We start from the raw sequence: 19,015 nt of genomic DNA, 5'->3' as shown, positions 1-19,015 counted from the left end.
ATGGACACCGACGTCATCATCGTCGGCGCGGGGCCTGTCGGCCTGATGCTGGCCGGTGAACTCCGGCTCGGCGGAGCCCGGGTGACGGTTCTGGAGCGGCTCGCCGCCCCCACCACCGAGTCCCGGGCGTCGACCCTGCACGCCCGCACCATGGAACTCCTCGACCAGCGCGGCCTGTTGGAGACGCTGGGCACGCCGCCCAACGAGCCGATGGGCCACTTCGGCGGTCTGCCGCTCGACCTGAGCGAGCCGACCACCCGCTACCCCGGCCAGTGGAAGGTCCCGCAGGCCCGGGTCGAGGAGCTGCTCGCGGAGTGGGCCACGGGGCTGGGCGCGGAGGTCAGGCGCGAGCACGAACTGCTCGGCCTGACCACGGGCGACGGCGGCGACGAAGGTGACGTGGGCGCGGAAGGCGTGGAGGTCGAGGTCGCCACCCCGGACGGTGTCACCCGTCTCACCGCCGGCTATCTGGTCGGCTGTGACGGCGAGGAGAGCACCGTACGGCGGCTGGCGGGCTTCGACTTCCCCGGCTCCGACGCCACCAAGGAGCTGCTGCGCTGCGACGTGCTGGGGCTCGACATCCCCAACCGCCGCTTCCAGCGGCTCCCGAACGGGGTGGCCATCGCGGCCACCCGCGACGGCGTCACCCGCGTCATGGTGCACGAGTTCGGCCGCGAGGTGCGGCCGAGGACCGCGGAACCCGAGTACGCCGAGATCGCGGCCGTGTGGGCCAGGGTCACCGGTGAGGACATCACCCACGGCACCCCGACGTGGCTGAACGCCTTCGGCAACACCAGCCGCCAGGCGGCCTCGTACCGCCGGGGCCGGGTGCTGCTCGCCGGGGACGCCGCCCACCGGCAGATGCCGGTCGGCGGCCAGGCGCTCAACCTCGGGCTCCAGGACGCGGCCAACCTCGGCTGGAAGCTGGCCGCGCGGGTCACCGGGCGCGCGCCCGACGGGCTGCTGGACACGTACCACACCGAGCGGCACGCGGTCGGGCGGCGGGTGCTGGCCAACATCGAGGCGCAGACCGTCATCCTCTTCGGCGGTCCCGAGACCGGGGCGGTCCGCGGCACCGCCGCCGAACTCCTCACCCGCACCTCGGTCGTCCGCGGCCACCTCGCCGGCATGATCAGCGGCCTCGACATCCGCTACGGCGATCCCGACGCCGACACTCACCCCGACGCGGCCGGTGAGTTGACCGGCCGCCGCGTGCCCCACATCGCGCTGACGACCGCGGACGGGCCCACCGGCACCACCGAGCTGCTGCGGCCCGGCCGCGGCGTGCTGCTCGACCTGTCGGGCGACACCAGGCGCCGGGCCACGCTGGGCAGGGCCGCCGAGGGCTGGGCGGGCCGGGTCGACGTGGTGTCGGCGCGCCCGGTGCCCGGCACGCTCCTCGACGGGCAGAAGACCGTACTGCTGCGGCCCGACGGACACATCGCCTGGTCGGCGCCGCGCGCGGCCGACCCGGCTCCGGCGCTGCGGCGCTGGTTCGGCGCCGAGGACGTCCCCCAGGTCCCCGTCACGCCGATCGCGGCTCCACGGACGGCCGTCGCGGAGACGGCGGCGCCCCAGGCAACCGTCCCTCAGGCAAGTGCCCCTCAGGCAACCGCCCCCAAGGCGAGCGCCGTAAAGGCAGCCGCACCGAGACCGGCCGCACCGAGACCGGCCGCTCCGAAGCCGCCCGTCCGCACCTGTGACGTCCTGATCGTCGGCGCGGGTCTGGCCGGTTCGGTGAGCGCGGCGATCCTCGCCCGGCAGGGCAAGAGCGTCGTGCTGGTCGACTCCCAGACGCATCCGCGGATGGCCATCGGCGAGTCGATGACCCCGCAGCTCATCGAGTGGCTGCACATCCTCGCCGTACGGTTCGACCTGCCCGAACTGCTGCATCTGCTGGACCACCGGTCGGTCACCGAGCACATCGGCCCGACCCACGGGAAGAAGCAGAGCTTCGGCTTCGTCAAGCACGACAAGGGCCAGGAACCGGACCCGCGGGAGACGACGATGTTCGTCATCCCCAAGGCGCTCACCCAGGCCAGCCACCTGTTCCGGCAGGACACCGACGCGTACTACTTCCACGTCGCGGCCAAGTACGGCGCCACGACGCGGCAGCACTGGCGGCTGTCCGACCTGGACTTCGACGACGACGGCGTGACCGTCACCGGGCAGAACGGCGAGGTCTTCAGGGCCCGCTACCTCATCGACGCCAGCGGCCACCGGTCGCTGCTCGCCGAGAAGTTCGGCCTGCGGGAGCAGCCCGCGCGCTTCAAGCACCACTCGCGGTCGCTGTTCACGCACTACATCGGCGTCAAGCCGTTCGACGACGTCAGCCACCACCCGGAGAGCCTGCGACCGCCCAAGAACGCGCCCTGGAGCGGCGGTACGCTCCACCACCTGATCGAACGCGGCTGGTTCTGGATCATCCCGTTCAACAACCACAAGGGCGCGGCCAATCCGGTCACCAGCGTCGGCCTCACCATGGACGAGCGGGTCTACCCGCGCCCCCGTGACATCAGCCCCGAGCAGGAGTTCACCCGCTTCCTCGACCAGTACCCGGCGGTGAAGCGGCAGTTCGAGGGCGCCACGCGGGTGCGCGAATGGGTCTCCACCGACCGGCTCCAGTACAGCTCGAAGGAGTCGATCGGCTACCGCTGGTGCCTGATGTCGCACGCGGCCGGCTTCCTCGATCCGCTGTTCTCGCGCGGCCTGTCCAACACCTTCGAGGTCGTCCACTCGCTCATGACCCGGCTGCTGCCCGCCCTGGACGACGACGACTTCGCGGTCGAACGCTTCGGTTACGTCGACCGGTTGGAGCGCGGCCTGCTGCACTACAACGACGAGCTGGTGAACAGCGCGTACATCTCCTTCGGCCACTTCCGGCTGTGGAACGCGGTGTTCCGGGTCTGGGGCGGCTTCGCCACTCCCGGTGTGATGCGGCTGGCCCGCGCGCGGATCAACTTCACCCTCACCGGCGACCCCGCGCACCTGGACGCCCTGGAGGACGCGCCGTATCCGGGCCTGTGGTGGCCGGAGCCCGCCGTCCGGGAGATCGTCGACCTCACCGCGGAGACCTGCGAGAAGTACGAGGCCGGGCAGATCGACGGCGACCGTGCCGCGGACATCATCTTCGACCGGCTCCGCCGCTGCGAGCTGCTGAACCCGGCCTTCGGCTGGCGCGACCCCGAGGACACCCGGCTGATCACCCCGACCACGGCGACGATGGCGAAGTTCATGTACTGGGCCGTGCGCAAGGCCCCGCCGCAGATGCGGGACCTCGGCTCCGCCCTGCTGTCCGGCACGGTCCGCGCGGGCGTCAAGGGCAAGAAGGTCCTCTGAGCAGACGGCCTTGCGACGAAGCGACGCGTTCCGACACAGAAGTCCTGAGAACACCGGATCTCGCGAAAGGGCACCACACATGCAGACCACCCCGAAGCCCATGGAGGACTCGATGGCCGAGCCGATGGGTGACACCTCGGTGATCCAGGACACCGAGGCGCTGTCGTCCTTCAGGACGACGCGTCCCGACCAGGGTCTGGACGCGGGCCCGATCACGCGGGCCTTCATGCGCGTCAACGTCTACATCTACTCCAAGCCGCCGAAGAAGGTGCAGAAGTCGCTCAGCAAGGGCGCGCTCAATGTGCACATCTGGCTGTACGAGCGGTCCAACGGCCGCATCGGCGGCAAGATGGGCAACCTCGACGCGCTGCTGCTGCACACGCTGGGCCGCAAGACCGGCAAGGAGCGTGTCGTGCCGGTCGGTTACATCTACGAGCGCGGCTTTTTCTACGCGGTCGCCGTGCCCGGCCACTTCGACATCCCCGGCGGCCCCAAGGGCCTGCACCCGGCCTGGTACCTCAACTTGAAGGCCACGCCCGAGGTGACCATCAACATCGGCCGCGAGCAGATCGTCGCCCTCGCCGAGACCCTGTCGGGCCCCGAGCGGGACCGGATCTGGGCGAAGTACTCCGAAGTCCTGCCGTTCATCAACGAGTTCCAGAACCGGGCCAGCCGCCTGCTCCCGGTGGTGAAGTTCACCCCGAAGGACATGCTGGCGGCGGTGGCGCCGTCGGGCGGCGAGACGGACGCCGTACGGTGAGCGCCGCCGGGCCGCGGGCGGGTCGGTCCGGGCCGCCCGCCGCGCGGGGAGCGAGCCCGCTGCGCACGGCGGTCACGGTCGGTACGCTGGCCGCCAACTTCCTCGCCGTCACCAAGAAGATCCGCAGGGCGAACGGGTCGCCGCACGCCATCGACCACATCGACCTGATCGCGAGCATCACCACCTTCGTCGTCCTCGCCGTCCGGGCGCGGCAGGGACGGGAGTCCGGGGGCGGCTGACCGCCCGTCCGCCCGCCCGGGCCGAAGACCCGTCTGAAGGAGAACCCCTCGTGACCGGTACCGCACCGACCTCTGATCTCACCGGCTGGCGCGCGGCCCCGTTCACGGGAGCCGGGCTCACCCACGACGTGTACGAGAAGGGCGCGGGGCCGGGAGTGGTGCTCGTCCCGGAGATTCCGGGCATGACGCCCGAGGTGCTGGGCCTGGCCGACCACCTGGTCGACCAGGGCTTCACCGTGGCGATGCCGTCGCTGTTCGGACGGCCCGGACGTAAGAACTCCACGCCCTACACGCTGTCCACCGTCGCCAAGCTGTGCGTGTCCGCCGAATTCCGGGCCTTCGCCGTCGACGCGCGGCGGCCGGTCGCGGACTACCTCAGGGCGCTGGTACGGGATCTGGCCGCGCGAACCCCCGGGCCCGGTGTCGGCATCGTCGGCATGTGCTTCACCGGCGGGTTCGCGCTGGCCGCCGCGGTGGAGGACGTGGTGCTCGCGCCGGTCGTCGCCCAGCCCGCGGTGCCGTTCCCGGTCAGCGCCAAGCGGTCCGCGGACCCCGGCCTCTCGCGGGGCGAGCTGGCCACGGTGGTGAGCCGTACCAAGAACAGCGGACTGTGCGTGCTGGGCATGCGCTTCAGCGGGGACAGCGCGTCCCCGCGGGCCAGGTTCGACACCCTGCGGCGCAGTCTGGGCGACGCCTTCGAGGTGATCGAACTGGACTCCTCGAAGGGCAACGAGGGCGGCTTCCCCAAGGGAGCCCACCCCGTACTGACCGAGGAGATGCGCGAGATCCCCGGACACCCGGCGTACGCCGCGCGGGAGCGGGTCGTGAGCTTCCTGCGGGAGCGTCTGGCGCCCGCGGCCCTCTAGGGCCCGTCCGGCGGACCGGCCCCCGCGGCCGGGACTCGCGGACCTCCTCGGTGACGGTTGCGTCTCGACCGTCCCACCGATGTCACACCCACGGCCCCCGCTCACCTCTTGGGGGGCAAGGGGCTGTGGGTCGTGCAACGCCGTGCGGCCCGACGCGCGCGGCAAGGAGGAACCGTGAACAAATGGCGTGGTAATCCGTGGGTCATTCTGGCGATCCTGTCCTTCGGATTCTTCATGACCCTGCTCGACCTGACGATCGTGAACATCGCGATCCCCGACATGGTGGACAGCCTCGACGCGTCCCTCGACCAGATCCTGTGGGTCGTCAACGCGTACACCCTCGGGCTCGCCGTCCTGCTGATCACCGCCGGCCGGCTCGGTGACCTCGTCGGCAAGAAGAACCTGTTCATCGCGGGTGTGGCGCTGTTCACCCTGGCGAGTCTCGCCTGCGGACTCTCCCAGTCCCCGACCCAGCTCATCATCTTCCGGGCGATCCAGGGCATCGGCGCGGCACTGCTGCTGCCGCAGACCCTGTCCATGATCGCGGACGTGTTCCCCGACGAGAAGCGCGGTGTCGCGCTCGGCATCTGGGGCACGGTCGCGGGCCTGGCGTCGGTCGCGGGACCGAGCCTGGGCGGCCTGCTGGTCACCAAGCTCAACTGGCGCTGGATCTTCTACGTCAACGTGCCGATCGGTGTGCTGGCGATCATCGCCTCGTTCATGTTCATGCCGTCCGCGGCGCGTACGGTGCGGCACCGCTTCGACATCCCCGGCGTCGTCCTGACCACCATCGCCCTGTTCCTGCTCGCCTTCGGTCTGATCGAGGGCCAGAAGTACAGTTGGAACGGCGCGATCTGGGGCACGATCGCGGCCGGTGTCGTGGTGCTGGCGATCTTCCTGGTCTACCAGCGCGGTCAGCAGGACAACGAGCCGCTGGTGCCGTTCGTGCTGTTCAAGGACCGTAACTTCTCGGTGGTCAACTTCGTCGGTATCGCCGTCTCGTTCGGCGTCGTCGGCCTGCTGCTGCCGCTGACCATCTACCTCCAGTCGGTGCTCGGCTTCAGCGCGCTGAAGGCCGGTGGCGTGCTGGTGCCGATGGCGGTCGGCTCGATGCTCACCGCCGGGCCCTCCGGTGTGCTGGCCGAGAAGTTCGGCGGCAAGTACATCCTGATGGGCGGTCTGCTCGCGTACATCGGCGGTGTCTTCTGGATCGTGCGGACCGTCGAGGTCGGCCAGAGCTGGACCGGGCTGATCGCGCCGGTCGTGATCGTGGGCGCCGGTATGGGCTGCACCTTCACGCCGATGGCCACCGAGGTCATGCGCAATGTGCCGCCCAAGCTCACCGGCGCCGCGTCCGGCGTCAACAACGCGCTGCGGCAGGTCGGTTCGGTCATGGCGGGCGCCGTCATCGGCGCGGTGCTCCAGAACCAGCTCGCCTCCTCCCTCAAGGACCAGGCGGCGCAGCGCGCGGGCGCCGTGCCGTCCGACTACCGCGCCGGTTTCCTGAAGAACTTCGACAACGCGGGCAAGCACCTCGAGGTCGGCGGCCAGTCGAGCAGCGCCATGAAGTTCCCGTCGAACGTGCCCGCCGACATCGCCCACCGCATCCAGGACACCGCCGCGGCGGTCTTCGGGCACGGCTTCGTCGACGCCATGAAGCCGACCATGTACGTGCCGATGGCCGTGCTGTTCGTCGGTGTGATCGCCTGCCTGATCATCGTCGGGCCGAAGAAGTCGGCCACGCCGGAGTCGGGTGCGGCCGTTCCCGGTCAGACGGACGGCGCGGGGTCTCCCGCGGCGGATTCGGCGGCCGATTCCGGAGCCGCCCACCGGTAGGCCACCCCTTGGTAAAGCCGTCCATCGGCAAGCTCCCGCGGTTCTCCGAGTAGCCCTTTAGGGAGGGGTGAGTTGCCCTTTAGGGAGGGGTCGGGAGAGTCCGGACAATAACACCGGCGGCACTCGCGTCACTTCCGGTACACCATTACCGGGGTTGACACCGAGTGTCGCCGCGTGTCACGCTTTATTGGGCAGTAGAAGTATGCCCAATTGCGGTTTGACGCCGGCGGACCACCGCTGCGACGCCGCCACGTCTCACATCTTGGTCACCTCTTCTCGATCGCCGGGCCGACCCATCGGGGTCGGCCCGGCGATTGTTTTGCACGCCCTTTTTCAGATGCCCGCGTGTGCCCTGGGAATTCGGCCACACACCCGTCGTTGATTCTCCGCGCCGTCCGCGCCGGAGAGAGAGGGGCGCTCCGTGCCCAGCAAAGCCAAGGAATCCGTTCCGGTGAACAGCGCCTCCAAGACGCAGAACTGCGACGTCCTGATCATCGGGTCGGGCCTCGCGGGTTCGGTGAGCGCGGCGATCCTCGCCCGGCAGGGCAAGAACGTGGTCATGGTGGATGCCGCGACCCATCCCCGGATGGCGATCGGCGAGTCGATGACCCCGCAACTCATCGAGTGGCTGCACATCCTGGCGGTGCGCTTCGACGTACCGGAGATCAAGCACCTGCTGGACGTCAAGGCCGTCACCAAGAACATCGGCCCGACTCACGGCAAGAAGCAGAGCTTCGGTTTCATCAAGCACGAGAAGGGCCAGGAGCCCGACCCGCGCGACGCCACGATGTTCGTCATTCCCAAAGCGCTCACCGAGGCCGGTCACCTGTTCCGGCAGGACACCGATATGTACTTCTTCAACGTGGCGGCCAAGTACGGCACCACGACGCGGCAGAACTGGCGGGTCGCCGACCTGGACTTCGACGACTTCGGAGTGACGGTCACGGGGCAGAACGGCGAGGTCTTCCGGGCCCGTTACCTGATCGACGCGAGCGGCTTCCGCTCCCTGCTGGCCGAGAAGTTCGACCTGCGCGAGAAGCCCGCGCGCTTCAAGCACCACTCCCGGTCGATGTTCACCCACTACATCGGCATCAAGCCGTTCGACGAGGTCAGCCACCACCCGGAGAGCCTGCGCCCGCCGGCCAGCGCGCCCTGGCACGGCGGCACGCTGCACCACATGATCGAGCGCGGCTGGTTCTGGATCATCCCGTTCAACAACCACAAGGACTCCAAGAACCCGATCACCAGCATCGGGCTCACCATGGACGAGCGGACGTATCCCAAGCCGAAGGACCGCACCCCCGAGGAGGAGTTCCAGGGCTTCCTCGACCAGTACCCGGCGGTGAAGCGGCAGTTCGAGGGCGCCACGCGGGTCCGCGAGTGGGTCTCCACCGACCGGCTCCAGTACAGCTCCAGCAAGTCGATCGGCTACCGCTGGTGCCTGATGTCGCACGCGGCGGGCTTCCTCGACCCGCTGTTCTCGCGCGGTCTGTCCAACACCTTCGAGGTCGTCTACGCCCTGTGCTCCCGGCTGCTGCCCGCCCTGGACGACGACGACTTCGCCAACGAGCGATTCCAGTACGTCGAGGACGTCGAGCGCGGCCTGCTGCACTTCAACGACGAACTGGTGAACAGCTCCTACATCTCCTTCAGCCACTTCCCGCTGTGGAACGCGGTGTTCCGTGTCTGGGGCTCCTATCTCACGCCCGGCGCGCTGCGGTTGATCCGGGCGCGGGCGCGGTATGAGGAGAGCGGCGACGTGAAATGGCTGGACGATTTGGAGAAGACCCCCAATCCGGGTCTTTGGTGGCCGAACAGCCCGGATTTCAAGCAAACCGTCGAAATCATGGCGGAGGCCTGCGAGAAGTACGAGGCCGGTGACATCGACGGCGACGCGGCGGCCAAGCTGATCATGGACAGTCTCCGTGCTTCGGATGAACTCAACCCCGTTTTCGGATGGGAGGACCCAGAAATCAAATTCGTGTACCCGACCACCGCGATGATGGCTAAGTTCATGTACTGGGCCAACTTCAAGGCTCCGGGCGAGATGCGCGAACTGGGTCGCGACATGGTAAGCGGAATTGTGCGGTCCGGTCTGCGTGGGCAGAAGTTCGTCTGACCCCGCCCGGCAATTTCCATCTGACCGAAAGTTGAACAGCACCATGATCAGTCGCAGAAAAGTCCTCGGTGCGGGCGCGACCGCGGTGGCTCTGTCAGGACTTGGGGCCACCGCCGGATTCGCCGGCAGCGGGGCACCCTGGAGTCAGTTGCGCGCGCACCTCCAGGGCCGGCTCGTCCTGCCGACCGACTCCGGTTACACGACGGCGAAGCAACTCGACCTGCAACAGTTCGACGTGATCAACCCGCAGGCCGTCGCCTACTGCGTCAGCGCCGCCGATGTGGCGCTGACCCTGAAGTTCGCGCAGGACAACTGCATACCCTTCGCCGTGCGCAGCGGAGGGCACAGCGGCGGCGGGTACTCCACGAGCACCGGCCTGGTGATCGACGTCTCCGGGCTCAACTCCATATCCGTCGGCCAGAACACGGTGACCGTCGGCACCGGCGTCCAGGGCGTCGACGCCATCGACGCGCTCGCTCCGCACGGCAAGGCCATCATCGGCGGCTACTGCCCGACGGTCGCCGTCGGCGGCTTCTACCAGGGCGGCGGCCTGGGCGTGCTCACCCGCTCCTACGGCGTCGGCTCCGACCGGATCGCCTCGGCGAAGGTGGTGCTCGCCAACGGCGACGTCGTCACCGCCTCACCCACCCAGAACCGGGACCTCTACTGGGGCATACGCGGCGGTGGCGGCGGCAACTTCGGCGTCGTCACCTCGTACGACATCACCACCGTCAACGTCTCGCAGCTCGCCGTGGTCAATCTGAACTGGACCTTCGACAAGGCCGCCGACGTCCTGGACGGGTACGCGCGCTGGTCCGTCAACGCGCCCCGCACGCTCAGCGGCGGCGCCTTCCTCCAGCTCTTCGACGCCTCGCCGGGCGCGCCGGTCAACGTCATGGTCTTCGTCGCCTCCACCGGCACCACGGCCGAACTCACCAGCGAGGTCGCCCGGTTGGTGGCGCTGACCGGGGCACCGGCCAGCCAGACCCCCGCGAGCGTCGTGCCGTACCAGCCGCTGATGATGGGCTTCTTCCGGTGCGCGGCCGATGTGACCGCCTGCCACCGGGCCGACACCACGCCCGGCGGCACGCTTCCCCGGTCGGCGTTCGGCCTCCAGCGCAGCCGGTTCTTCAACCGGCTGCCGTCGCGCAGCGTGTGGGACAACGCGGCGGCGCTCTTCGAGACCCTGCGGGTACCCGGCCAGGCGCACCTCATGGAAGTGCTCCCGCTGGGCGGGGCGGTGAGGGATTTACGCCGCACCGACACCGCGTTCGTCCACCGCGACGCGCTGTTCACGGTGAACTTCCTCGTCGACATCGGGTCCCCGGACGCCGCCGACTCCGCGGGCAGGGCGGCGGGTCAGGCGTTCGTCGACAGCGGCTTCCGCGTCATCGACCGGCAGTCCTCCGGTGAGACCTACCAGAACTTCATCGACCCGGAACTGCCCGACTGGCGGCAGGCGTACTACGCCGAGAACTACCCGCGGCTGTCCGCCGTGAAGCACCGCTACGACCCGCACGGCGCCTTCAGGTTCGCCCAGAGCATTCGCTAGGGGCCTGACGGCGACACAGCGACATCCCTCTCACGACAGCGGGGTGGCCACGGACTTCCGTGCCACCCCGCTGTCGTGCGTCCGGACACCGCCCGGACGCGTACCGCTCGAGTCCGCATCTCCCAGCCGCTCCCGTCCCCGGAGGACTGCGATGACAAGCATCGCGCTGCACAGCCTCGCGCCCCACAACGACCTCCAGGTCGCCACCATGCTGGCGGGCATCGCCTTCGTCCTGCTGGTCGGCGTGCTGCTCGGCACTCTCGCCAAGCGGGTCCGCCAGCCCGCGGTGATCGGCGAGATCCTCGCCGGCATCGCGCTCGGCCCCAGCCTGCTCGGGCTGCTGCCCGGCGACCTGTCGCACAAGCTGTTCCCCGCCGACGTACGGCCGCTGCTTTCCGCGGTCTCCAACGTCGGCCTGATGCTCTTCATGTTCATGGTGGGCTGGGAGTTCGAGAAGCGGATGCTGCGTCCGCACCGCGGTCTGGCCGCGTCGGTCTCGCTCTCCTCGGTCGCCTGCGCCTTCGGACTCGGCGTCGCGGTGGCCGCGCTGCTCTACCCGCACCACAACACGGTGGCCGGGCACCACATCTCCTTCGTCACCTTCTCCACGTTCATGGGCGCGGCCATGTCGGTGACGGCCTTCCCCGTACTCGCCCGGATCCTCACCGACAACCGGCTCACCCACTCGCGGGTCGGCACCCTCGCCCTGGCCAGCGCCGCCGTGGACGACATCCTCGCCTGGTGCATGCTGGCGTACGTCTCCGCGCTGGTCACCTCCAGCGGCGCCGGTGACCTCTTCCAGGTGCTCGGCCTGAGCGCGGCCTACGTGCTCGGCATGTTCGTCCTCGTACGGCCCGCGCTGGCCGCGGTGGTCAGGTTCTTCAGCGAACGCCAGCAGTGGCGGGCCCTGTTGGTGGTCATGGCGGCCGGTACCTTCCTGTCGTCCTACCTGACGACCTGGATCGGCATCCACGGCATCTTCGGCGCCTTCCTCTTCGGCTTCATCATGCCGCGCGAGCCCGCGCTCCAGCTCGCCGAGCACCTGCGCAAGCCGCTCGACCACGTCAGCCTGATCCTGCTGCCGGTGTTCTTCATCGTCACCGGCCTCGGCGTCGACATCAACGGCCTGCACGCCCGGCAGTACCTGGAACTGTCCGCGATCCTGGTCGTCGCCTGCGCGGGCAAGCTGCTCGGCGCGATGGTGCCCGCCCGGCTGTTCGGCCTGTCCTGGCGGGAGTCCAGGGCGCTCGGCCTGCTGATGAACACCCGAGGGCTGACCGAGCTGATCATCCTCAACACCGCCGTCCAACTCGGCGTCCTGGACAGCCAGATGTTCACCATGATGGTGATCATGGCGCTGGTCACGACCGCGCTGGCCGGTCCGCTGCTGCCCAAGAGCAGCGAGCTGATGGCCACTTCGACGGTGGGCGTCGAGGTCGGCGAGGCGGAGGCGGCGGGCAAGGCCGAGGCGGGGGCCGGCGCCGGGGCCGCAGCCGCGGGCGAGAAGGGGCGCTCGTGAGCGCGCCCTCCGATCAGGTGCTGCACCAGCCGGAGCCGGTGGAGGGCAGGCTGCTGCGCAATGTGTGCGGCCTGTTCGTCACCGGCGTCACCGTCATCACCAGCGGCGCGGAAGGGCGTTCGGAGGGAACGACGGTCAACTCGTTCACCTCCGTCTCGCTCGACCCGCCGCTCGTGCTGTTCTGCCTGCACAAGGAGTCGCGGCTGCGCGCGGTCATCGACGAGGCCGGCTCCTTCGTGGTGAATTTCCTGTCGGGGCCGCAGGAGCCGCTGGCCCGCGCCTTCGCGGGCAAGGACACCTCGGCGGTCAAGGACGTGCCCCACCACCACTCGGCCGAGGGCATGCCGGTGCTCAGCGAGGCACTGGCCTTCCTGGCCTGCCGCCTGGACAAGGAGTTCGACGGCGGCGACCACACCATCTTCGTCGGCCGCGTCGTCGAACTCGGCGTGCCCCGCGAATACCAGGAACCGCTCATCTTCTTCCGCGGCTCCCTGGGCGCGCTGGAGGAGGAGCCGCGGGGAGCGCACCCGATCTTCGACGGCTGAGCGGACCCGCACGTCAGCCATCCACGTCACGTCACGCACCGCCCATGACGACGAGAGGACACACCATGGCGTTCGCATTCGAGGCCGTCGACCCGAAGGTCTCCTTCGAGACCCAGCTCCAGCAGGAGGACTCGGGCACCGTCGTACTCATCAACACCCTTGTCGTGCCCGAGGGGCAGATGGACAAGACCCTGGAGAGCTGGGCGCTCGACGCCGCCTACATGAAGTCCTGTGACGGCTGCATCTCCACCCAGCTCCACCGCGGCACCGCGGGCAGCAACACCCTGGTCAACATCGCGATCTGGGAGTCGACCTCCTCGCTGCTCGCGGCCTTCATGTCGGCCGAGTTCCAGGAGAAGGCCGGCGCCTACCCCGACGGTCTGCTCGCGCGGCCGTTCATCGCGGAGAAGGTCGCCGTCCAGGGGATCTGCGTGGCCTAGGGCCTGTCCGCCGACCCGGCCACCGCGCATCAGTGAGGAGCTCTTCGATGAGTGCGATCAGCATCGCCGCGGAAACCGTCGATCCCCTTCCGCAGCACACACTGCTGGTGTTCCTGCTCCAGATCGGCGCCCTGCTCGTCCTGGCACTCGTGCTGGGACGGCTGGCGAGCAGGCTCGGCATGCCGACCGTCGTCGGAGAACTGGCCTCGGGCGTCTTACTCGGGCCCTCGCTCCTGCTGCACGTGGCGCCGGGCCTGTCCGGCTGGCTCTTCCCCCGCGACCCCACCCAGATGCACCTGCTGGACGCCGTCGGGCAGCTCGGCGTGCTGCTGCTCGTCGGCTTCACCGGCATGCACCTGGACCTGAAGGTGGTCCGCAGACAGGGCGGCAAGGCGGCGGGCGTCAGCGCCGCCGCCCTGCTGCTGCCCCTGGCGCTCGGGGTGTGGCTCGGTTACGCGCTGCCGGGTGAACTGCGGCCGGGAGACGCCGATCCGGCGGTCTTCGCCTGGTTCGTCGGCGTCGCCATGTGCGTCAGCTCGATCCCGGTGATCGGCCGGGTGCTGGTCGACATGAAGCTGATCCACCGCAATGTCGGCCAGATGATCCTGGTCGTCGGCACCATCGACGACGCCGTGGGCTGGCTGCTGGTCTCCGTCGTCACCGCGATGGCCACCACCGGGGTCGGCGCGGGCGAGATCGCCACCCCGCTGTGGCACCTCGCCGTCGTCATCGTCGTCCTGCTGACCGGCGGCCGGTGGCTGGTCGGCTGGGTGCTGCGCTGGGCCGAGCGCTCCGGTTCGCGCGGCGTGACCATCTCCGCCACCGTCATCCTGCTCGTCCTGTCGGGTGCGGGCGCCCAGGCGCTCGGTTTCGAGGCGGTGTTCGGCGCCTTCCTGTGCGGCATCCTGATCGGCTCGCGCGGCACGGACGCGCAGGCACGGCAGTTGGAGCCGCTGAACGCCACCGTGCTGTCCTTCCTGTCCCCGCTGTTCTTCGCGCTCGCCGGGCTGCGGATCGACCTGACGTCGCTGACGCGTCCGAAGATCGCGCTGTGGGGACTGGCCGCGCTGGCGATCGCCGTCGCCGGGAAATTCCTCGGCGCCTTCATCGGCAGCGCCTTCAGCCGCCTCACCCGCTGGGAGGCCCTGGCGCTCGGCGCCGGGATCAACGCGCGCGGGGTGATCCAGGTGGTCATCGCCGTGGTCGGCGTGCGGCTCGGCCTGCTGACCACCGCGATGTACAGCATCATCGTGCTGATCGCGATCCTCACCCCGCTGATGGCGCCGCCGATCCTGCGGGTCGCGATGAAGCGGATCGAGAGCACGGCGGACGAGGAACTGCGCGAGCAGCGGGTACTGGCCCTGCAAGGGGTGCCCGAGGGGGGTACGGACGGGCGGCCTGACGAACTCGCCGACGCACGCGCGGACGGCCTGACCGACGGACTGACCGACGGGTTCGCGGACGCCGGAGAATCCGATCCGGCCGCCGATACCCCCGTCACCCAGGAACGCGGCGTCCCGGTCCACCCCACGTGACATGCCCCACGTGGGGAGGGCCGGGACAGCCGCTCGGCTCAGCCCGCCCGCGGTCCGGACTCGTCGCGGCCGTCGCGGCCGTCGTCGCCGGGCTCGATCGCCTTCCTCGGCTCGGCGGCCTCGATCTGTCCCGCGGCCGTGTCCTCGTCCCCGTCGTCCAGACCGTCCAGCCGTACGCGGGAGAGCTTGTCCGGGTTGGTGACCAGATAGATGTCGGTGACCTGGTCGTTGCTCGGGTTGAGGTCCATGACCATGACCGCGTAGGGGGAGTCGCCGGAGAAGACCACGGCGGACGGGTCGCCGTTGACGTGCCGGTAGCGGATGTCGAGGGCTTCCGGCAGCCGGCTGGTGGCGTAACCGTTCAGCAGCCGGGCGACCTTGTCGCGGCCGGTGACCGGGCGCAGCGCGGAGCGGACCTTGCCGCCGCCGTCGGTCCACATCGTCACGTCCGGCGCGAGCAGGCTCATCAGGTCAGCGATGTCGCCGCCGAGCGCGGCGGCCACGAACCGCTCGGTGACCTGCTGCTGGAGGTGCGGGTCGGCCTGGTAGCGGGGCCGCCTGGCCTGGACGTGTTCGCGCGCCCGGTGCGCGAGTTGGCGAATCGCGGACGGGCTGCGGCCGAGAATTTCGGAGATCTCGGTATGCGCGTAACCGAACACCTCGTGCAACACGAACACCGCGCGTTCCAGCGGGGTCAGCGTCTCCAGAATGACCAACAGTGCCATGGACACGGATTCGTTGCGCAGCGCGGATTCCGCGGCGTCCGTCGCCTGCGCCGCCTGCGGGGTGTTCCGCGCTTCCGGAATCTGCGTGATCAACGGCTCGGGCAGCCAGGGTCCGATGTACGTCTCGCGGCGGCGGCTGATCGTGGCCTGCCGGGCGAGCGCCTGGTTGACCGCGATCCGCACCAGGTACGCGCGCGGGTTGTCGATCTCCTCGGCGTGCGGCTGGCGGACTCTCCGCGCCCAGGCCAGCCAGGTCTCCTGAAGGACGTCCTCGGTGTCCGAGACGCTGCCGAGCAGGTTGTAGACCACCGAGAACAGTAACTCCCGATGACCCACGAACACCCGTGTGGCGGTGTCGTCGGGCAGCTCCGCCGGGTTGTCGGACATGGTGGGCCTCCCAGTGTGACGCGCGCTCCTGTCACCTGAGATGAAGGGCCCCCGTCCGAGTGTGACATCGGCCGGTAAAGATGTTGCGCTATTACCGACCGCTGTCGTTTTTCTTCTCTCTTTTCTCCGTTCTTTTTCCCCGTGCGAGTCCCTCAAAGAAGGAGCACAGTCATGTCCGTTAAGCGGCGGCTGGCGCGCGTGAACAAGTATTTCGGCAATCGGATCGTCGGCCGGATCCTCCCCGCCATGCCGGGGTTCGGCGCGGTCTACCACAAGGGCCGCAAGTCCGGCCGGGAGTACCGCACGCCGGTCAAGGTCTTCAAGAAGAACGGCCACTTCATCCTGTCCCTCCCGTACGGCGCGGAGTCCGACTGGGTCAAGAACGTGGTGGCCGCGGGCGGTTGTGAGATCAAGACCCGCGGCAAGCGCGTCCCGGTGGTCGCGCCGCAGGTGTACATCGACGACAACCCCGACATCCCCGCCGTGCTGCGCTGGGCGCTCCAGCGGCTGCGCATCGACGAGTTCATCTCGCTGAAGATCGTCGAGACCACGGCGCAGACCGGGACCGGGGTCACGGCCGAGCGCGTCTGAGCACGATCGGTGAAGACGCGTGAGGAGGAGTGATCGCGCATGCCCGCACCGAATTGGCGCGCCTTCGGCCGGGCCGCCGCCCGGTTCTGCGGGGACCGGCTGCTGCGCGCCCTGATCTCGCTGGGCTCGACGACCGTCGGCGTCTCGTCGTCCGAGTGGTGGCGCGGGCGCGGCGAGCACTGGTGGGAGGGCGCGGCGCCCACCGAGGGCTCAGGCCCGCGCGCGGTCGCCGCGGCGGCCCGTCGCAAGCCCGGCGGCCTCGACGATCCCGGCGTGCTGCGCAAGCTGCGGGCGCTGCGCGGCAGCCAGGACCTGCCGGGTCCCGGCGACCCGTACGACGGCTGCCTGGACGCGGCGCCGCGCTGGCACCCGGAGCGCCGCGCGGCCGGCGGCAGGTGAGGTGAGGACGGCCGGCGGCCTGTGAGGTCGGGTGAGGTGAGGACGACCGGCGGCCGGCCGTCGGCCCGTCAGCGGTCGGCGAGTTCGTCGGTCGCCTCACGTCCCGCCCGCGCCGCGCGGGACAGGAAGTCGGCGATCAGCACCAGTTCGGCGTCGTCGTAGTCCGCGCAGATCACGTCCATCGACTTGTTGAGCCCGGCGAACATCTCGGCCGTCTCGGTCTCGCGCTCCTTGATGACCTGGACGAGGACCGCCCGCCGGTCGCTGGGGTTGGGCGTACGGACCACCCAGCCGCCGCGCTCCAGCCGGTCGAGCACGCCGGTCAGCGTGGCCGGGTGCAGGCCCGCGTGCTTCGACAGCGCGGTCGGTCCGATCGGCCCGAAGCGGCTGACCAGGTCCAGGCACTCCAAGTCGGCGTCGCGCAGGCCGAGATGAGTGCCGACCCGATGGTTCAGCAACGCCATTTGGACGGAGAGATCGCGCAGCGCGTCCTTGATCCTCGTGTTCAGTCGCCTCCGCCGCCGTATTGTCGACGCGGCTCCGGGCAGTGTGGAATCCATACGCAACGTTCCTCGCATCGATAGCACGCGGAGATATGAAACTACCCCAACCCCCGATTCGGTCCGCTGGCCGACCGCTGGAGCCTTCGGCCCCGGTCGGGCGGCGAATATCGGCGGGGTTCAGGCGGACACCCTCTCACAGGTCCTTTACAAACTCGTAGGGCTCTCCCCGAATCCTCCGCGCCTCGCGCGGTGCCCGTTGCCGGTAGCAGGCGTGCGCCTCCCGGCAACCGTGGGCTCGTGCCCCAAAGTGGCCGGATCGAGCCCCCTGTCGCTCGTCACCCTCCGTGCTCATATCGCCCGCCAACACCACCGGTCCCGCCCGTATCGCGCGCCGAGCGCCCTCTCAACACCCCTTCTGGGCAGGCAAGTTGCTAGGTGCATAAGGCAACCGAGCGGGAGATGGGTAGTTTTGTCGGACATTGGACAACCTCCACAGGCCACTCACAACTTCTCACTATCTGTTGTTCATTTTCTCCTCAGGTGAACAGTGTCATTCGGCCATTGAGGCCCCGTTCACTCCTCGCAACGCGACGCCATTCGGCGCGCGGGAGCGCTGGGGGGAGAACGACACGTGACATCCACACAAGTGGTGTCCCGCACGCCCGAGTCGGTCGGGGGCGACGACGCCCCCCGGCGGCTGCGGGCGGCCAAGGGGATCGGGGACCGGATATTCCGCGGGCAGCTCACGGCCGCCGGTGTCGCCGTACTGGCGATCATGGCGGCGGTCGGCCTGTTCCTGCTGCTACGGGCGAGCCAGGCGCTGCGGGTACGCGGCTTCGCGTTCCTGACCACCGCGCAGTGGCAGCCCGACGTCCACAACTTCGGCATCGCCGCCGTCCTCACCGGGACCGTGCTGATCGCCGCCGTGGCCGTCTGCTTCGCGCTGCCGCTCGCGGTCGGCACCGCGCTGTTCATCTCGGAGATCGCGCCGCGCCGGGTGCGCCGCACCCTGGTCGCGATGGTCGACCTGATGGCCGCCGTGCCGTCCGTCGTCTACGGCCTGTGGGGCCTGTTCTTCTTCCAGGGCCATGTGATCGGCCTGTCCCGCTGGCTGTCCACCTGGTTCCACTGGGTGCCCTTCCTGCGCGTGGACGGCGTCGAGCCGGGCGAACCCCTCTCCTCCGCCAGCGTGTACACCGCCTCCACCTTCATCGCCGGAATCGTCGTCGCGATGATGGTGGCCCCCATCATGTGCTCGGTCATGCGCGAGGTCTTCGCGCAGGCCCCGGCCGGTGAGCGGGAGGGCGCCTACGCGCTCGGCTCCACCCGCTGGGGCATGATCCGCTCGGTGGTGCTGCCGTACGGCCTGGGCGGCGTGATCGGCGGCACGATGCTGGGGCTCGGCCGGGCGCTGGGCGAGACCATCGCGGTCTACCTGATCATCTCCCCGGTCTTCCAGATCCAGCCCCACATCCTCCAGACCGGCTCGAACTCCGTCTCCTCGCTGATCGCCCTGCACTACGGCGACTCCTCGGACTTCGGCATGTCGGCGCTGATGGCCGCGGGCCTGGCCCTCTTCCTGCTCACCCTGGTCGTCAACTTCACCGCGTCCACGATCGTCGCGCGGTCCCGCTCCGGCTCGCTGAGCGAGGGGTGACGA

At 69.5% G+C, this 19,015-nt stretch carries 16 protein-coding genes; 14 read left to right on the top strand and 2 right to left on the bottom strand.

The window, feature by feature from the left end; genetic code table 11:
• The 11 genes from ACIOC1_RS11710 (at position 1) to ACIOC1_RS11660 (ending at position 14,750) form a co-directional block, all read left to right on the top strand.
• The gene (locus ACIOC1_RS11710) at positions 1 to 3,339 is read left to right on the top strand and encodes an FAD-dependent monooxygenase (protein ID WP_401853521.1); all 3,339 of its coding nucleotides are present in this window, start codon (positions 1 to 3) and stop codon (positions 3,337 to 3,339) included.
• Positions 3,340 to 3,418: 79 nt separating this feature from the next.
• On the top strand, positions 3,419 to 4,099 hold the full coding sequence (locus ACIOC1_RS11705; RefSeq protein WP_401853518.1) for a nitroreductase/quinone reductase family protein: 681 nt from the start codon (positions 3,419 to 3,421) through the stop codon (positions 4,097 to 4,099).
• Positions 4,096 to 4,338 carry a hypothetical protein gene (locus ACIOC1_RS11700; RefSeq protein ID WP_355337080.1) on the top strand — a complete coding sequence of 81 codons (243 nt, stop codon included), beginning with the start codon at positions 4,096 to 4,098 and terminating at the stop codon, positions 4,336 to 4,338. The genes ACIOC1_RS11705 and ACIOC1_RS11700 overlap by 4 nt, the downstream gene beginning before the upstream one ends.
• Before the next feature lie 50 nt (positions 4,339 to 4,388).
• Positions 4,389 to 5,204, top strand: a complete 816-nt coding sequence (locus ACIOC1_RS11695; RefSeq protein WP_401853516.1) for a dienelactone hydrolase family protein — start codon at positions 4,389 to 4,391, stop codon at positions 5,202 to 5,204.
• Between the two features lie 174 nt (positions 5,205 to 5,378).
• Entirely contained in the window at positions 5,379 to 7,040 is a 1,662-nt protein-coding gene (locus ACIOC1_RS11690; protein WP_391046837.1) for a DHA2 family efflux MFS transporter permease subunit, read from the top strand.
• 421 nt (positions 7,041 to 7,461) lie between these two features.
• Positions 7,462 to 9,159 carry a tryptophan 7-halogenase gene (locus ACIOC1_RS11685; protein WP_391046834.1) on the top strand — a complete coding sequence of 566 codons (1,698 nt, stop codon included), beginning with the start codon at positions 7,462 to 7,464 and terminating at the stop codon, positions 9,157 to 9,159.
• Positions 9,160 to 9,202: 43 nt separating this feature from the next.
• The gene (locus ACIOC1_RS11680; protein ID WP_355337088.1) at positions 9,203 to 10,711 is read left to right on the top strand and encodes an FAD-binding protein; all 1,509 of its coding nucleotides are present in this window, start codon (positions 9,203 to 9,205) and stop codon (positions 10,709 to 10,711) included.
• Between the two features lie 151 nt (positions 10,712 to 10,862).
• Positions 10,863 to 12,230 carry a cation:proton antiporter gene (locus ACIOC1_RS11675; protein WP_401853513.1) on the top strand — a complete coding sequence of 456 codons (1,368 nt, stop codon included), beginning with the start codon at positions 10,863 to 10,865 and terminating at the stop codon, positions 12,228 to 12,230.
• Positions 12,227 to 12,775 (top strand): flavin reductase, encoded by a 549-nt coding sequence (locus ACIOC1_RS11670; RefSeq protein ID WP_391046827.1) that lies wholly within the window; start codon positions 12,227 to 12,229, stop codon positions 12,773 to 12,775. Before ACIOC1_RS11675 ends, ACIOC1_RS11670 begins: the two co-directional genes overlap by 4 nt.
• A gap of 65 nt (positions 12,776 to 12,840) precedes the next feature.
• The gene (locus tag ACIOC1_RS11665) at positions 12,841 to 13,215 is read left to right on the top strand and encodes an antibiotic biosynthesis monooxygenase family protein (protein WP_355337094.1); all 375 of its coding nucleotides are present in this window, start codon (positions 12,841 to 12,843) and stop codon (positions 13,213 to 13,215) included.
• A 47-nt stretch (positions 13,216 to 13,262) separates the two neighbouring features.
• On the top strand, positions 13,263 to 14,750 hold the full coding sequence (locus ACIOC1_RS11660) for a cation:proton antiporter (protein ID WP_391046824.1): 1,488 nt from the start codon (positions 13,263 to 13,265) through the stop codon (positions 14,748 to 14,750).
• 38 nt (positions 14,751 to 14,788) lie between these two features.
• On the opposite strand, the gene sigJ is transcribed toward ACIOC1_RS11660, so the two are convergent.
• On the bottom strand, positions 14,789 to 15,862 hold the full coding sequence (gene sigJ, locus ACIOC1_RS11655) for an RNA polymerase sigma factor SigJ (RefSeq protein WP_355337098.1): 1,074 nt from the start codon (positions 15,860 to 15,862) through the stop codon (positions 14,789 to 14,791).
• Between the two features lie 171 nt (positions 15,863 to 16,033).
• Between sigJ and ACIOC1_RS11650 the strand changes: the two genes are divergently transcribed.
• Positions 16,034 to 16,453, top strand: coding sequence for a nitroreductase family deazaflavin-dependent oxidoreductase (locus ACIOC1_RS11650; RefSeq protein ID WP_355337100.1), 420 nt, complete (start codon positions 16,034 to 16,036; stop codon positions 16,451 to 16,453).
• A gap of 39 nt (positions 16,454 to 16,492) precedes the next feature.
• On the top strand, positions 16,493 to 16,852 hold the full coding sequence (locus ACIOC1_RS11645) for a hypothetical protein (protein WP_355337102.1): 360 nt from the start codon (positions 16,493 to 16,495) through the stop codon (positions 16,850 to 16,852).
• A 68-nt stretch (positions 16,853 to 16,920) separates the two neighbouring features.
• Here the strand turns inward: ACIOC1_RS11645 and ACIOC1_RS11640 are convergent, their stop codons facing one another.
• Positions 16,921 to 17,412, bottom strand: a complete 492-nt coding sequence (locus ACIOC1_RS11640) for a MarR family transcriptional regulator (protein WP_355337104.1) — start codon at positions 17,410 to 17,412, stop codon at positions 16,921 to 16,923.
• A gap of 574 nt (positions 17,413 to 17,986) precedes the next feature.
• On the opposite strand from ACIOC1_RS11640, the gene pstC reads away from it, so the two are divergent.
• Positions 17,987 to 19,012, top strand: a complete 1,026-nt coding sequence (gene pstC / locus ACIOC1_RS11635) for a phosphate ABC transporter permease subunit PstC (RefSeq protein WP_355337106.1) — start codon at positions 17,987 to 17,989, stop codon at positions 19,010 to 19,012.
• The last annotated feature ends 3 nt before the right edge of the window (positions 19,013 to 19,015 follow it).

The organism is Streptomyces sp. NPDC088197, assembly GCF_044741185.1.
Taxonomy (GTDB): domain Bacteria; phylum Actinomycetota; class Actinomycetes; order Streptomycetales; family Streptomycetaceae; genus Actinacidiphila.
This window is presented reverse-complemented; position numbering and strand designations above follow the sequence as displayed.

Bases quoted from the DNA above. Each gene is read 5' to 3' on its own strand.
- ACIOC1_RS11710 (WP_401853521.1), top strand. From the start codon at position 1: ATGGACACCGACGTCATCATCGTCGGCGCGGGGCCTGTCGGCCTGATG.
- ACIOC1_RS11705 (WP_401853518.1), top strand. From the start codon at position 3,419: ATGCAGACCACCCCGAAGCCCATGGAGGACTCGATGGCCGAGCCGATG.
- ACIOC1_RS11680 (WP_355337088.1), top strand. From the start codon at position 9,203: ATGATCAGTCGCAGAAAAGTCCTCGGTGCGGGCGCGACCGCGGTGGCT.
- ACIOC1_RS11675 (WP_401853513.1), top strand. From the start codon at position 10,863: ATGACAAGCATCGCGCTGCACAGCCTCGCGCCCCACAACGACCTCCAG.
- ACIOC1_RS11665 (WP_355337094.1), top strand. From the start codon at position 12,841: ATGGCGTTCGCATTCGAGGCCGTCGACCCGAAGGTCTCCTTCGAGACC.
- ACIOC1_RS11660 (WP_391046824.1), top strand. From the start codon at position 13,263: ATGAGTGCGATCAGCATCGCCGCGGAAACCGTCGATCCCCTTCCGCAG.
- sigJ (WP_355337098.1), bottom strand. From the start codon at position 15,862: ATGTCCGACAACCCGGCGGAGCTGCCCGACGACACCGCCACACGGGTG.
- ACIOC1_RS11650 (WP_355337100.1), top strand. From the start codon at position 16,034: ATGTCCGTTAAGCGGCGGCTGGCGCGCGTGAACAAGTATTTCGGCAAT.
- ACIOC1_RS11645 (WP_355337102.1), top strand. From the start codon at position 16,493: ATGCCCGCACCGAATTGGCGCGCCTTCGGCCGGGCCGCCGCCCGGTTC.
- ACIOC1_RS11640 (WP_355337104.1), bottom strand. From the start codon at position 17,412: ATGGATTCCACACTGCCCGGAGCCGCGTCGACAATACGGCGGCGGAGG.